11 protein-coding genes (1 of these 11 cut by a window edge) are annotated in these 14,634 nt (G+C 55.4%); all 11 read left to right on the top strand.

Going from position 1 to position 14,634, the window contains the following annotated elements; translation table 11 throughout:
• Nucleotides 1–73: 73 nt before the first annotated feature.
• On the top strand, nucleotides 74–4,102 hold the full coding sequence (gene rpoB / locus ACSMDR_RS19505) for a DNA-directed RNA polymerase subunit beta (RefSeq protein ID WP_436469402.1): 4,029 nt from the start codon (nucleotides 74–76) through the stop codon (nucleotides 4,100–4,102).
• 91 nt (nucleotides 4,103–4,193) lie between these two features.
• Nucleotides 4,194–8,498: a DNA-directed RNA polymerase subunit beta' gene (gene rpoC, locus ACSMDR_RS19500; protein WP_005901824.1), complete on the top strand. Its 4,305-nt coding sequence runs from the start codon at nucleotides 4,194–4,196 to the stop codon at nucleotides 8,496–8,498.
• Nucleotides 8,499–8,690: 192 nt separating this feature from the next.
• Complete coding sequence (locus ACSMDR_RS19495) at nucleotides 8,691–9,407, top strand: helix-turn-helix transcriptional regulator (protein ID WP_040319155.1); 717 nt, start codon at nucleotides 8,691–8,693, stop codon at nucleotides 9,405–9,407.
• Between the two features lie 22 nt (nucleotides 9,408–9,429).
• On the top strand, nucleotides 9,430–9,810 hold the full coding sequence (locus ACSMDR_RS19490; RefSeq protein WP_005901827.1) for a RidA family protein: 381 nt from the start codon (nucleotides 9,430–9,432) through the stop codon (nucleotides 9,808–9,810).
• A gap of 84 nt (nucleotides 9,811–9,894) precedes the next feature.
• Complete coding sequence (tusD, locus tag ACSMDR_RS19485) at nucleotides 9,895–10,287, top strand: sulfurtransferase complex subunit TusD (protein ID WP_005901828.1); 393 nt, start codon at nucleotides 9,895–9,897, stop codon at nucleotides 10,285–10,287.
• Nucleotides 10,288–10,294: 7 nt separating this feature from the next.
• Complete coding sequence (tusC, locus tag ACSMDR_RS19480) at nucleotides 10,295–10,651, top strand: sulfurtransferase complex subunit TusC (protein WP_436469401.1); 357 nt, start codon at nucleotides 10,295–10,297, stop codon at nucleotides 10,649–10,651.
• 8 nt (nucleotides 10,652–10,659) lie between these two features.
• The gene (gene tusB, locus ACSMDR_RS19475; RefSeq protein ID WP_005901830.1) at nucleotides 10,660–10,938 is read left to right on the top strand and encodes a sulfurtransferase complex subunit TusB; all 279 of its coding nucleotides are present in this window, start codon (nucleotides 10,660–10,662) and stop codon (nucleotides 10,936–10,938) included.
• A gap of 183 nt (nucleotides 10,939–11,121) precedes the next feature.
• Nucleotides 11,122–11,496 (top strand): 30S ribosomal protein S12, encoded by a 375-nt coding sequence (gene rpsL / locus ACSMDR_RS19470; protein WP_005901832.1) that lies wholly within the window; start codon nucleotides 11,122–11,124, stop codon nucleotides 11,494–11,496.
• A gap of 93 nt (nucleotides 11,497–11,589) precedes the next feature.
• Nucleotides 11,590–12,060 carry a 30S ribosomal protein S7 gene (gene rpsG / locus ACSMDR_RS19465; protein ID WP_005901834.1) on the top strand — a complete coding sequence of 157 codons (471 nt, stop codon included), beginning with the start codon at nucleotides 11,590–11,592 and terminating at the stop codon, nucleotides 12,058–12,060.
• A 78-nt stretch (nucleotides 12,061–12,138) separates the two neighbouring features.
• Nucleotides 12,139–14,244, top strand: a complete 2,106-nt coding sequence (gene fusA / locus ACSMDR_RS19460; RefSeq protein WP_005901836.1) for an elongation factor G — start codon at nucleotides 12,139–12,141, stop codon at nucleotides 14,242–14,244.
• 54 nt (nucleotides 14,245–14,298) lie between these two features.
• Nucleotides 14,299–14,634, top strand: partial view of an elongation factor Tu gene (tuf, locus tag ACSMDR_RS19455; RefSeq protein WP_042644447.1) — the 5' end (the start) only. 849 nt of this gene lie beyond the right edge of the window; the window shows 336 of its 1,185 coding nt (coding positions 1–336); it begins with the start codon at nucleotides 14,299–14,301; the stop codon falls past the right edge of the window.

The following is a 14,634-nucleotide window of genomic DNA, read 5'->3' as shown; positions in this document are numbered from 1 at the left end:
ATACAAAACGGTGTTGAGACAGAGCTGTCCTGCGGGACAGAGTGGGTCACTTATCAGCGAGCTGAGGAACCCTATGGTTTACTCTTATACCGAAAAAAAACGCATTCGTAAGGACTTCGGTAAGCGAGACCAGGTACTGGACACGCCTTATCTGTTGTCCATTCAGCTGGACTCCTTCAAGCAGTTCATCGAGGCTGACCCGGAAGGTGAATATGGCCTAGAGGCCGCTTTCCGTAGCGTTTTCCCGATCACCAGTTACTCCGGTAGTGCTGAGCTTCAGTATGTCAGCTATCGCCTGGGTGAGCCGGTATTTGACGTAAAAGAATGCCAGATCCGTGGAGTGACCTACTCCGCGCCGCTGCGTGTCAAGCTTCGTATGGTTCTGTACGACCGTGAAGCAGCTGCCGGCACCGTCAAAGATATCAAGGAACAAGAAGTTTACATGGGCGAAATTCCGCTCATGACCGAAAACGGTACTTTTGTTATCAATGGTACCGAGCGGGTCATTGTCTCCCAGCTGCACCGCAGCCCGGGCGTCTTCTTCGACCACGATAAAGGCAAAACTCATTCATCAGGTAAGGTGCTGTATAACGCTCGCGTTATCCCCTACCGTGGCTCCTGGCTGGACTTCGAGTTCGATGCAAAAGACAACCTGTTTGTCCGTATCGACCGTCGCCGTAAACTGCCAGCGTCCATTATTCTGCGCGCCCTGGACTTCAGTTCCGAAGAAATCCTGGCCACCTTCTTCGAGACCATCGGTTTCGAAGTGAAAGATGGCAAGTTGATGATGGATCTGGTGCCCGAGCGTCTGCGTGGCGAAACTGCGACCTTCGACATCATTGCTAATGGCACTGTAGTCGTCGAGACCGGTCGTCGTGTGACTGCACGTCATATCCGTCAGCTGGAAAAAGACGCCATCACCCAGATTGAGGTGCCGGTGGAGTACGTTGTTGGCAAAGTTGTCGCCAAGAACTACGCACATCCCCAGACTGGCGAAATGGTCGTCACTGCCAACCAGGCCCTGAGCCTGGAAGCGGTCGCCAACCTGTCCCAAGCCGGCTTCAAGCACTTCGAGGTTCTGTTCACCAATGAACTGGATCACGGTGCCTACATGTCCGAGACCCTGCGTATCGACAACAGCTCCAACCGCTTGGAAGCGCTGGTCGAAATCTATCGCATGATGCGTCCGGGCGAGCCGCCTACCCGCGAAGCGGCAGAGCAGCTGTTCGAGAACCTGTTCTTCTCTTCCGAGCGTTACGACCTGTCTACCGTAGGTCGGATGAAGTTCAACCGTCGTCTGTCCCGTGAAGATGAGACTGGCGCTGGTGTGCTGACCAAAGACGATATCGTCGAAGTCATGAAGCGCCTGATCGACATCCGTAACGGCAATGACGAGGTGGACGATATCGACCACCTGGGTAACCGTCGTATCCGTTCCGTCGGTGAGATGGCCGAGAACCAGTTCCGCGTCGGTCTGGTCCGTGTTGAGCGTGCGGTGAAAGAGCGTCTGTCCTTGGGCGACCTCGATACCCTGATGCCGCAGGATCTGATCAACGCCAAACCGATCTCCGCCGCCGTCAAAGAGTTCTTCGGTTCCAGCCAGTTGTCCCAGTTCATGGATCAGAACAACCCGCTGTCCGAAGTGACCCACAAGCGTCGTATCTCTGCGTTGGGCCCAGGTGGTCTGACTCGTGAGCGCGCCGGCTTTGAAGTTCGAGATGTGCACCCGACTCACTATGGTCGTCTGTGCCCCATCGAGACCCCTGAAGGTCCGAACATCGGTCTGATCAACTCGCTGTCAGTCTATTCACGTACCAACGAGTACGGTTTCCTCGAGACTCCGTACCGCAAGGTTATCGACGGTCTGATCACCGACGAAGTGGATTACCTGTCTGCCATCGAAGAAGGCAAATACGTCATCGCTCAGGCCAATGCGGCCGCGTCCGAAGATGGTCGCCTCAAAGATGAACTGATCCCATGCCGCCACAAAGGTGAATCCACCTTTATGAACGCCGATCAGATCCAGTATATGGATGTGAGCCCGCAGCAGATTGTTTCTGTGGCAGCGGCCCTGATCCCCTTCCTGGAACACGATGATGCTAACCGAGCCCTGATGGGTTCGAACATGCAACGTCAAGCCGTGCCGACCCTGCGTGCCGACAAGCCGCTGGTAGGTACAGGTATGGAACGCGCCGTAGCCGTTGACTCCGGTGTAACCGTCGTGGCCAAGCGTGGCGGCATGATCGACTATGTCGATGCCTCCCGTATCGTGCTGCGGGTCAATGAAGATGAGCTGCTGCCAGGCGAAGCCGGCATCGACATCTACAACCTGACCAAGTACACCCGTTCTAACCAGAACACCTGTATCAACCAGCGTCCTTGCGTGATGCTGGGTGAGCCGGTGATGGCCGGTGACGTCTTGGCCGATGGCCCGTCTACCGACTTGGGCGAACTGGCGCTGGGCCAAAACCTGCGCGTCGCCTTCATGCCGTGGAACGGTTACAACTTCGAAGATTCGATCTTGGTAAACGAGCGCGTGGTACAGGAAGATCGCCTGACCACCATCCATATCCAGGAACTGGCCTGTATCTCCCGTGACACCAAGCTGGGTCCGGAAGAGATCACTGCCGACATCCCGAACGTGGGTGAAGCCGCACTGTCCAAGCTGGATGAGTCCGGTATCGTCTACGTGGGTGCCGAAGTGAAGGGTGGCGACATTCTGGTTGGTAAGGTAACGCCGAAAGGTGAAACCCAGCTGACGCCGGAAGAGAAGCTGCTGCGCGCCATCTTCGGTGAGAAGGCGTCCGACGTGAAGGACTCCTCCCTGCGTGTGCCGAACGGTGTGTACGGTACCGTGGTTGACGTGCAAGTCTTTACCCGCGATGGCGTGGAAAAAGACAAGCGCGCCAAAGAAATCGAAGAGATGCAGCTGAAGGAAGCGAAGAAGGACTTGACCGAAGAGTTCAAGATCCTGGAAGACGGTGTGTTTGGCCGTACTCGCAACCTGCTGTTGGCTGCCGGTTACAGCGAAGATCGTCTGAACAAGCTGGATCGCACCAAGTGGTTTGAATTGGCCATCGAAGATGAAGCCAAGCAGATCGAACTGGAGCAGATTGCCGAACAGCACATCGAGCTGCGCGCCGACTTCGACAAGAAGTTCGAAAACAAACGTCGCAAGATTATCCAGGGTGATGATCTGGCGCCGGGCGTACTGAAAATCGTCAAGGTTTACCTGGCAGTCAAGCGTCGCATCCAACCGGGTGACAAGATGGCTGGTCGTCACGGTAACAAGGGTGTTATCTCCAAGATCTGCCCGGTCGAGGATATGCCCCATGACGAGTTCGGCCGTCCGGTCGACATCGTACTGAACCCGCTGGGTGTACCATCTCGTATGAACATCGGTCAGATCCTCGAAGTGCATTTGGGCCTCGCGGCCAAGGGCATCGGCGAGAAGATCGATCGCATGATCAAAGAGCAGCGCAAACTGCATGAGATGCGTGAATTCTTGCAACAGGTCTATGACCTGGGCGAGAAGGATACCAAGCAAGTTGACATCGCCGAGCTGTCTGACGACGACGTGCGTACCCTGGTTGGAAACCTGCGGAATGGTCTGCCAGTCGCCACGCCTGTATTTGATGGTGCCAAAGAGCACGAAATCAAGGCCTTGCTGAGACTGGCTGACCTGCCGGAATCCGGTCAGATCTCCCTGTTCGACGGCCGTACCGGTAACACCTTTGAGCGCAAGGTCACTGTGGGTTACATGTACATGCTGAAGCTGAACCACTTGGTAGACGACAAGATGCATGCGCGTTCTACCGGTTCCTACAGCCTGGTTACCCAGCAGCCGCTGGGTGGTAAGGCGCAGTTTGGTGGTCAGCGGTTCGGTGAGATGGAAGTGTGGGCCCTGGAGGCTTACGGTGCGGCATACACTCTGCAAGAGATGCTGACCGTCAAGTCTGACGATGTGAATGGCCGTACCAAGATGTACAAGAACATCGTGGATGGCGACCACCGTATGGAGCCGGGCATGCCCGAATCCTTCAACGTATTGTTGAAGGAAATCCGCTCTCTGGGTATCAACATCGAGCTGGACGAAGAGTAAGAGCTCGCTCTTATTGTTCGAAAATTGACGTGGGCGCCCCGCTGCTTTGGCAGCAGGGGCGCCGAGGTTAGACTCCTGACAGGGGAAACACGTGAAAGACTTACTCAAGTTTTTGAAGGCTCAGACTAAGACCGAAGAGTTTGACAGTATTAAGATCGGTCTGGCCTCTCCTGACATGATCCGCTCCTGGTCATTCGGTGAAGTCAAAAAGCCTGAGACCATCAACTACCGGACTTTTAAGCCGGAACGTGATGGTCTGTTCTGTGCCCGTATCTTCGGACCGGTGAAGGACTACGAGTGTCTGTGCGGCAAGTACAAGCGCCTGAAACACCGTGGTGTGATCTGCGAGAAGTGTGGCGTAGAAGTGACCCAGACCAAGGTCCGTCGTGAGCGCATGGGCCATATCGAGCTGGCCAGCCCGACTGCCCATATCTGGTTCCTGAAGTCCCTGCCGTCCCGTATCGGTCTGCTGCTGGACATGACCCTGCGTGACATCGAGCGCGTGCTGTATTTCGAATCCTATGTGGTTATCGAACCCGGCATGACCAACCTCGAGCGCAGCCAGATGTTGTCCGAAGAGAACTATCTGGACGCACTGGAAGAGTGGGGCGACGAATTTGACGCCAAGATGGGTGCCGAGGCAATCCTTGCATTGCTGCGTGCCATCGATCTGGAAGGCGAAGTCAAAACCATGCGCGAGGAGCTGGATCAAACCAACTCCGAGACCAAGCGCAAGAAGACCACCAAACGCTTGAAGCTGATGGAAGCCTTCCTGCAGTCCGGCAACAAGCCGGAGTGGATGATCATGACAGTGCTGCCTGTGCTGCCGCCGGACCTGCGTCCGCTGGTACCGCTGGACGGCGGCCGTTTCGCGACCTCAGATCTGAACGATCTGTACCGTCGTGTGATCAACCGTAACAATCGCCTGAAGCGTCTGCTGGACCTGGCCGCCCCGGACATCATTGTGCGCAACGAAAAGCGCATGCTGCAAGAGTCCGTGGATGCCCTGCTGGATAACGGCCGTCGTGGCCGTGCCATCACTGGTTCCAATAAGCGCCCGCTGAAATCCTTGGCCGACATGATCAAGGGTAAGCAAGGTCGTTTCCGTCAGAACTTGCTGGGCAAACGTGTCGACTACTCTGGTCGTTCCGTTATCACAGTAGGTCCGACCCTGCGCCTGCATCAGTGTGGCCTGCCGAAGAAGATGGCACTTGAGCTGTTCAAGCCCTTCATCTATGGCAAGCTCGAGACCCGCGGTCTGGCGACCACGATCAAGGCCGCCAAGAAGATGGTGGAGCGTGAAGAAGCTGTCGTTTGGGATATCCTGGACGAAGTGATCCGCGAACACCCGGTCTTGCTGAACCGTGCACCGACCCTGCACCGTCTGGGTATCCAGGCATTCGAACCGACCCTGATCGAAGGTAAAGCCATCCAGCTGCACCCGCTGGTCTGTGCCGCCTATAACGCCGACTTCGATGGCGACCAGATGGCGGTCCACGTACCGCTGACCCTGGAAGCCCAGCTGGAAGCCCGTGCCCTGATGATGTCTACCAACAACATCTTGTCACCTGCCTCCGGTGAGCCGATCATCGTGCCTTCCCAGGACGTGGTCTTGGGTCTGTACTACATGACCCGTGCCCGTATCAACGCCAAGGGCGAAGGTATGGTGCTGGCCGGCCCGAAAGAAGCCGAGAAGGTCTATCGCGCCGGTCTGGCCGATTTGCACGCTCGTGTCAAAGTGCGTATCACCGAATATCTGCGTCAAGCAGATGACTCGCTGGTTGAGCATACCGAGCTGAAGAACACCACCATTGGTCGTGCCATCCTGAGCCTGATCCTGCCCAAAGGCATGGAATACGCGCTGATCGACGAGCCGAAGGTGCTGACTGCTGCAGAGCAGGCCGATCTGGATGCCAATCCGCAGAACTGGATCAAGAGCGTTTCCAACAAGGCGTTGGGTAAAAAGCTCATCTCCCGTCTGCTGAACACCTGCTATCGCAAGCAGGGCCTGAAGGACACCGTCATCTTCGCTGACCAGCTGATGTATACCGGTTTCCATTATGCGGCCCTGTCAGGTGCTTCCGTTGGTATCGATGACATGGTCATCCCGGATGCCAAGAAAGACATCATCGCCGCTGCCGAAGCCGAAGTTGCCGAGATCCAGGACCAGTTCCTGTCCGGTCTGGTGACCGCGGGCGAGCGCTACAACAAGGTTATCGATATCTGGGCCAGCGCCAACGAGCGCGTCTCCAAGGCCATGATGGAGAACTTGTCCAAAGAGCGTGATGTCAACTCCTTGGGTGAAGAGGAAGAGCAGGCGTCGTTCAACAGCATCTTTATGATGGCCGATTCTGGTGCGCGGGGCTCCGCCGCCCAGATCCGTCAGCTGGCCGGTATGCGTGGCCTGATGGCCAAGCCGGATGGCTCCATCATCGAAACGCCGATCGTGGCGAACTTCCGTGAAGGTCTGAACGTACTCCAGTACTTCATCTCCACTCACGGTGCTCGTAAGGGTCTGGCGGATACCGCACTGAAGACGGCTAACTCCGGTTATCTGACGCGTCGTCTGGTTGACGTTGCCCAAGACATGGTCATCACCGAAGACGATTGCGGCACCATCGAAGGTCTGTGGATGACTCCGCTGATCGAAGGTGGCGACGTGGTCGAACCGTTGCGTGAGCGCGTGTTGGGTCGTGTGGTTGCTGATGATGTGATCAAGCCGGGTACAGAGGGCGAGATCCTGGTAGCGCGCAATACTCTGCTTGACGAGTATCTGTGTGATCTGCTGGAACGCAACTCCGTCGACCGCGTGAAGGTACGTTCTGCCATCACCTGTGAGACCGACTTCGGTAACTGTGCACACTGCTACGGTCGCGATCTGGCCCGTGGTCACCTGGTCAACAAGGGTGAGGCTGTCGGTGTTATCGCCGCCCAGTCCATCGGTGAACCGGGTACCCAGCTGACGATGCGTACCTTCCACATCGGTGGTGCCGCATCCCGAGCTGCTGCCGAGAGCAGCATCCAGGTCAAGAACACCGGTAGCATCAAGCTGCAGAACGCCAAGTTCGTTCTCAACAGTGCCGACAAGCTGGTTATCACCTCACGTTCTACTGAACTGACCATCATGGACGAGATGGGCCGTACCAAGGAAAGCCACAAGCTGCCTTACGGTTCCGTGTTGGAAGTGAAAGACGGCCAGGCAGTGACTGCCGGTGAAACCGTGGCTAACTGGGATCCGCATACCCACCCGATCATCACCGAAGTAGCAGGTCGTCTGGACTTCGAACACATGATCGATGGGGTGACCATCACCCGTCAAACCGACGAGCTGACCGGTCTCTCTTCCATCGTCGTACTGGATGTCAACGAGCGTCCGAGTGCCGGTAAAGAGATGCGTCCGACCGTGAAACTGGTCGACCTGAACGGTAAAGATGTCATGATCCCGGGTACCGATGTAGCCGCCCAGTACTTCCTGCCGGGCAAGGCGATCGTGAACCTGGAAGATGGTGCCAACGTGGGTGTGGGTGACGCGGTAGCGCGTATCCCGCAGGAATCCAGTGGTACCAAGGACATCACCGGTGGTCTGCCGCGCGTTGCGGATCTGTTCGAAGCACGTATTCCGAAGGAACCGGCTATCCTGGCCGAGATCTCCGGTACCATCTCCTTCGGGAAAGAGACCAAGGGCAAACGCCGTCTGGTTATCACCCCGACCGATGGTGGCGACGTCTACGAGGAGATGATTCCGAAGTGGCGTCACCTGAACGTGTTCGAAGGTGAAAAAGTTGAGAAGGGCGAAGTGCTGGCGGACGGTCCTGAGTCTGCTCACGATATCCTGCGCCTGCGCGGTATCAGCCCGGTCGCCAACTATATCGCCAACGAAGTGCAGGACGTTTACCGTCTGCAAGGCGTTAAGATCAACGACAAGCACATCGAAGTCATCGTTCGTCAGATGCTGCGTAAGTGCGAGATCCTGAGCGCTGGTGACACCGATCTTATCGAAGGCGAGCAGGTTGAAGTGGCCCGCGTCAAGATTGCCAACCGTAAGTTGGTTGCCGAGGGTAAGATCCCGGCCACCTTCCGTCATATTCTGATGGGTATTACCAAGGCATCCTTGAGCACCGAGTCCTTCATCTCCGCGGCTTCCTTCCAGGAAACCACCCGTGTTCTGACCGAAGCGGCCGTTGGCGGCAAGCGTGATGAACTGCGTGGCTTGAAAGAGAACGTGATCGTGGGTCGTCTGATCCCGGCTGGTACTGGCTTTGCCTACCACCACAGCCGGATCAACCAGCGTGCCGCCGCAGCTCGTGCTGTCGGTGTACCGCAGGTGACAGCCGATGAAGCTCAGCAAAACCTGGCGGATCTGCTCAATGCATCCGGTAGTTTTGACGAAGAGTAATCTTCAGCTGCAGTGATTAAAAAGGGCTCCTTCAGGGAGCCCTTTTTGTTAGCTATTCGTCGGCCAGCTTGCACCGGGCTGGGGCAGGGGATGATCCAGTGCAAGGTTATAGAGCAAAAAATCAAAAAAAGTTGACATTGCCAGTGCGCAATTGAAAACTCGGATCAGTTCACGTGATTACAGGGGTAAAAGATGACTGTCGGTATCGAGGATGTAATGCTTCCCGAAGAACAGCTGGTCAGCCGCACTTTTACAGACGAAGACAGGGAATTGTTGCGCTCCTATGAGGGGCTGATCGAGGGCTTGGCCGAGTTGTTCGGCAAGCACTGTGAGGTAGTCCTTCACTCCCTGGAGAATCTGCACGAGTCGGTGATCAAGATTGCGAATGGTTTCAACACGGGCCGCAACGAGGGGGCGCCGATCACGGATCTGGCCCTGCGTATGCTCAAGGACATAGAGAATGCCGGCCAGGAGTACACGCAAAGTTACTTTGCGCGTAGTCGTACCGGTGCGCTGATGAAATCGATCACCATTGCCATTCGCAACAGCGACAAGCAGGTGATCGGCCTTATCTGTATCAACCTGCATATCAATGCGCCTTTTCACGAGTTCGTGGCCGAGTTCTTCCCGACCCCGCAGCAGGTCGAGCGCCAGTCGCCAGAGACCTTCGCCAACAGCGTCGAGGAGCTGGTCGCCCAGACGGTGGATAACACCATCGACGAGATCAATCGCGATCCGACCGTGGCCAACAATGCCAAGAACCGTTTTATCGTGACCCAGCTGTTCGAGAAGGGCATATTCGATATCAAGGATTCGATCAATCTGGTCGCCGACAAACTTAATATTTCCAAACACACCGTCTATCTTTACATCCGTCAACGCAAGCAGGGTGAAGATGAGAGCGAGTAAGCGTCTAGAAGGGGACAGATGAATGGCTAAAGAAGTAATCGCAACCGAACAGGCTCCCGCCGCGATTGGCCCTTATGTACAGGGTACCAAGCTGGGTGAGCTGGTGTTCACCTCTGGCCAGATCCCGCTCGATCCGAGCACCATGGAGATTGTCAGTGGTGGCGTCGAGCAACAGGCAGAACAGGTGATGAAAAACCTGGTTGCCGTATTGAAGGCGGCTGGCTCCGATACCAGCAAGGTGCTGAAGACCACCTGTTTCCTGAGTGACATGAACAACTTCGTGGCCTTCAATCAGGTCTATGCCCGTTACTTCGGCGATTCGGCGCCTGCGCGATCCTGTGTGGAAGTGGCCCGTCTGCCGAAAGATGTGTTGGTTGAAGTGGAAGCGATAGCCCATCTCTGATCCGGCATCGCTGTGATGAGCCCCTCCCGGAGGGGCTTTTTTGTCTGTGGCTCTGCGATGGGCTACCTCTTGGGAATAATGGCTATGAGTCTGAGTTTTGCCCTGCTGGTGACGGGACCTGCCTATGGTAGCCAATCTGCCAGCACGGCCTACCGCTTCGCTCGCGCCTTGCTGGCAGAAGGTCACCAGTTGTCTCACCTGTTCTTTTATCAAGACGGGGTGAGTAACGGCAATCAACTGCATGCTCCCGCGTCCGACGAAGTGAATTTGGTGCCCCTGTGGGCCGAGCTGGCCATTGAGCAGGGGATCCGTATCGATGTCTGTGTGGCGGCGGCCATGCGCCGTGGCGTGCTGGACGAGACACAGGCATCCGAGGTGGGCAAAGCACACTTCAATCTGGGCGAACCCTTCTGTCTGAGTGGTCTTGGGCAGCTGGCAGAAGCGGCGTTGACCGCAGATCGCTTCGTGCAATTTTAGGAGGGGTATGAACAAGATCGCCTTTATCGGCAGGCGGGGACCCCATGGTTCGGCGGCGGGCAGAGAAGGACTCGATGCCCTGCTGGCCAGCTCCGCCTTGACCGAGTCACTCGCCCTGTTTCTTATCGAGGATGGGGTCTTGCAGTTGGTACGCGATCAACGACCGCAAACCATACTGCAGCGTCATTATGCCCCTACCTTCAAGCTGTTGGAGCTCTATGATGTGGAGGAGCTCTATGTCTGCGCTGACTCGCTCTCTGAGCGCGGCCTGCAGCCAGACGACCTCATCATCGAGGCCCGCTGTTTGCCCAGAGCAGAACTGACACGGATTTGGGCCAGTTATGCCATTCATCTGAGCTTCTGAGAGGGGTTATGATCCATTTGATAATGAGCTCGCCCTTCCTGACCCAGGATCTGGAGCAGGCGTTGCAATACCGAAACCAGGGGGATGCCCTGGTGTTGATGCAAGATGCGGTGGTGGCAGCCGTCAGCCCGCTCTGGCAGGCCAAATTGGCCGATGAGCGGCTCTATGTGATGAATGAGGATTTACTGGCCCGCGGTTTGGGGGAGGGATCCGGGTTATCCCTAACCATGACGGGATTGGTGGCTCTGATTGAGGCTGAAGGTTCGCCGCATTCATGGTCATGCTAGCGTCAACATTAATTGTTATAACTCAGTAGTTTGGCTCTACATCGCTGTCAGGAACTGTGTCCTTTTACGGCACGGATTGTATAAATCTTGACTCCCTCAGCGACAGGGCATAAAATTTCGCGTCCCCGTATCTGCGGGGAGGATTTTTCACATGTTTATGAAGTCATTATCAGGAGCCTTTTGATGGCAACTATTAACCAGTTGGTTCGCAAGCCACGCACTAAGCTCGTTGAAAAAAGCAACGTGCCTGCGCTGGAAGCGTGCCCTCAGAAGCGTGGCGTGTGCACTCGTGTATATACCACCACCCCAAAGAAGCCTAACTCTGCACTGCGTAAAGTGTGCCGTGTTCGTCTGACCAACGGCTTCGAAGTCACCTCCTATATCGGCGGTGAAGGTCACAACCTGCAGGAACACTCCGTTGTTCTGATCCGTGGCGGTCGTGTCAAGGATTTGCCAGGTGTTCGTTATCACACCGTTCGTGGTGCGTTGGACTGTGCCGGTGTTAAAGACCGTAAGCAATCTCGCTCCAAGTATGGCGTGAAGCGTCCGAAAGCTTAATGGTTCTCCGTTAAGTAAGGCCAAACGTTAATTCGTTTCTAGTTAGATAACTTTCTAGTTTTGGGTAACCCCTGAAGTTACGGAGAATTTGAAATGCCAAGACGTCGTGTTGTTGGTCAGCGTAAAATCCTGCCGGATCCTAAGTTCGGATCAGAGCTGCTGGCTAAATTTGTCAACGTAGTAATGGTTGACGGTAAGAAATCTGTTTCCGAAGCCATCGTATACGGTGCTCTGGACATCATTGCCACCAAATCTGGCAAAGATCACCTGGCCGTATTCGAAGAAGCCCTGGACAACATTCGTCCGTCCGTCGAGGTTAAATCTCGTCGTGTCGGTGGTGCAACCTATCAAGTGCCGGTAGAAGTTCGCCCGGTACGTCGCAATGCCCTGGCAATGCGTTGGTTGGTTGATGCCGCTCGTAAACGTGGTGAAAAATCAATGGCTCAGCGCCTGGCTGGCGAGCTGCTGGATGCCGCTGACAATAAGGGTTCGTCTGTCAAGAAACGTGAAGACGTTCACCGTATGGCTGAAGCGAACAAAGCCTTCGCTCACTTCCGCTGGTAATCCGCTTGCGCAGGGTCTGCTAAAGATCCTGCGCACCTTCAATTATCTAGGGACAAGCTCCTTAGTAAGAGGATGACAATGGCTCGTACAACCCCCATTGAGCGCTATCGTAATATCGGTATCTCCGCTCATATCGACGCCGGTAAGACTACTACTACCGAACGCGTACTGTTCTACACCGGTGTTAGCCATAAGATCGGCGAAGTGCATGATGGCGCCGCCACCATGGACTGGATGGAACAAGAACAAGAGCGTGGAATCACCATCACCTCTGCTGCGACTACCGCATTCTGGTCCGGCATGGGTAAACAGTATGAACCGCACCGTATCAACATCATCGATACCCCCGGCCACGTTGACTTTACTATCGAAGTAGAGCGTTCAATGCGTGTTCTGGATGGTGCCGTGATGGTGTACTGTGCCGTAGGTGGCGTACAGCCACAGTCTGAGACCGTATGGCGTCAGGCTAACAAGTACAAAGTTCCCCGTATCGCGTTCGTCAACAAGATGGACCGTACCGGTGCTAACTACTTGCGCTGCGTTGAGCACATCAGAACCCGTCTGAAAGGCGTCCCTGTTCCCCTGCAACTGAACATCGGTGCAGAAGAGAACTTCAAGGGCGTTATCGACCTGGTAAAGATGAAAGCCATCAACTGGAGCGAAGCAGATCAGGGCGTATCCTTCGATTACGAAGAGATCCCGGCCGAGCTGCTGGAGCAGGCGCAAGAAATGCGTCTGAACCTGGTTGAAGCTGCTGCTGAAGCCTCTGAAGAGCTGATGGAAAAATACTTGGGCGGCGAAGAGCTGACCGAGAAAGAGATCAAGACTGCTCTGCGTCTGCGCGTTCTGAACAACGAAATCATCCTGGTTACCTGTGGCTCCGCGTTCAAGAACAAGGGCGTACAGGCCATGCTGGATGCCGTTGTTGATTATCTGCCGGCACCGACCGACGTTGCTGCTATCGACGGCCTGAAGCTGGATGGCGTGACCAAAGACGAGCGTCATGCTTCTGATGACGAGCCGTTTGCTGCTCTGGCGTTCAAGATTGCTACCGATCCGTTCGTGGGCAACCTGACCTTCTTCCGCGTTTACTCCGGTGTGGTTAACTCCGGCGACTCCGTGATGAACTCCGTCAAAGAGAAGCGTGAGCGTTTTGGCCGTATCGTTCAGATGCATGCCAACAAGCGTGAAGAGATCAAAGAAGTTCGCGCAGGTGATATCGCTGCTGCCATCGGTCTGAAAGATGTGACCACTGGTGACACCCTGTGTGACGAAAAATCACCGATTATCCTTGAGCGTATGGAATTCCCGGAGCCGGTAATCTCCATCGCGGTTGAGCCGAAAACCAAGGCTGACCAAGAGAAGATGGGTCTGGCACTCGGCCGTCTGGCGCAGGAAGATCCGTCTTTCCGTGTTTGGACTGACGAAGAATCTGGTCAAACCATCATCGCCGGCATGGGTGAGTTGCACCTGGACATCATCGTTGACCGTATGCGTCGCGAGTTCAAGGTTGAAGCGAACGTTGGTAAACCGCAGGTTGCCTACCGTGAAACCATTCGTGAAACCGTCAAGGATATCGAAGGTAAGCACGCCAAGCAGTCTGGTGGTCGTGGTCAGTATGGTCACGTCATCATCGACATGTACCCGCTGGAAGCTGGCAAAACCTATGAATTCGTTAACGATATCAAAGGTGGCGTGATTCCTGGTGAATACATCCCAGGTGTTGATAAGGGTCTGCGTGAGCAGCTCAAATCCGGCCCGCTGGCAGGCTATCCAGTAATGGATATCGGCGTACGTCTGCATTACGGATCTTACCACGATGTCGACTCTTCCGAGCTGGCGTTCAAGATCGCAGCCTCCTTGGCCTTCAAAGCTGGTTACATGAAAGCCAAGCCGGTTCTGCTTGAGCCTGTTATGCAGGTCGAAGTTGAGACTCCGGAAGATTACATGGGCGACGTTATCGGTGACTTGAACCGTCGTCGTGGCCTGATCGAAGGTATGGAAGATGGCCCGTCCGGCAAGATCGTACGTGCTCTGGTGCCGCTGGCCGAGATGTTCGGTTATGCGACCGCGCTGCGTTCCGCTACCCAAGGTCGTGCTTCCTACGCTATGGAATTCGCTAAGTACTCCGACGCCCCGAACAACGTGGCTCAGGCAGTCATCGAAGAGCGCAAATCCAAGTAATTTAAGATTCCCCGCCTACGACGGTAGGCGGGTTTAACCTAGAAGGACTACGTCGTGTCTAAAGAAAAATTTGAACGTAACAAACCGCACGTAAACGTCGGCACCATCGGCCACGTTGACCACGGTAAAACCACTCTGACCGCCGCCATCACCAACGTGCTGGCCAAGCACTTCGGTGGTAAAGCTTTCGCCTTCGACCAGATCGACAAGGCGCCGGAAGAGCGTGAGCGTGGTATCACCATCAACACCTCCCACGTAGAATACGACACTGCTGCCCGTCACTACGCGCACGTAGATTGCCCGGGTCACGCCGACTACGTTAAGAACATGATCACCGGTGCTGCCCAGATGGATGGCGCTATCCTGGTTGTTGCAGCGACTGACGGCCCG

This window comes from Aeromonas molluscorum, assembly GCF_051376105.1.
Classification (GTDB): domain Bacteria; phylum Pseudomonadota; class Gammaproteobacteria; order Enterobacterales; family Aeromonadaceae; genus Aeromonas; species Aeromonas molluscorum.
The sequence above is the reverse complement of the archived record's forward strand: the minus strand, read 5'-3'. Positions and strand labels throughout refer to the sequence as shown.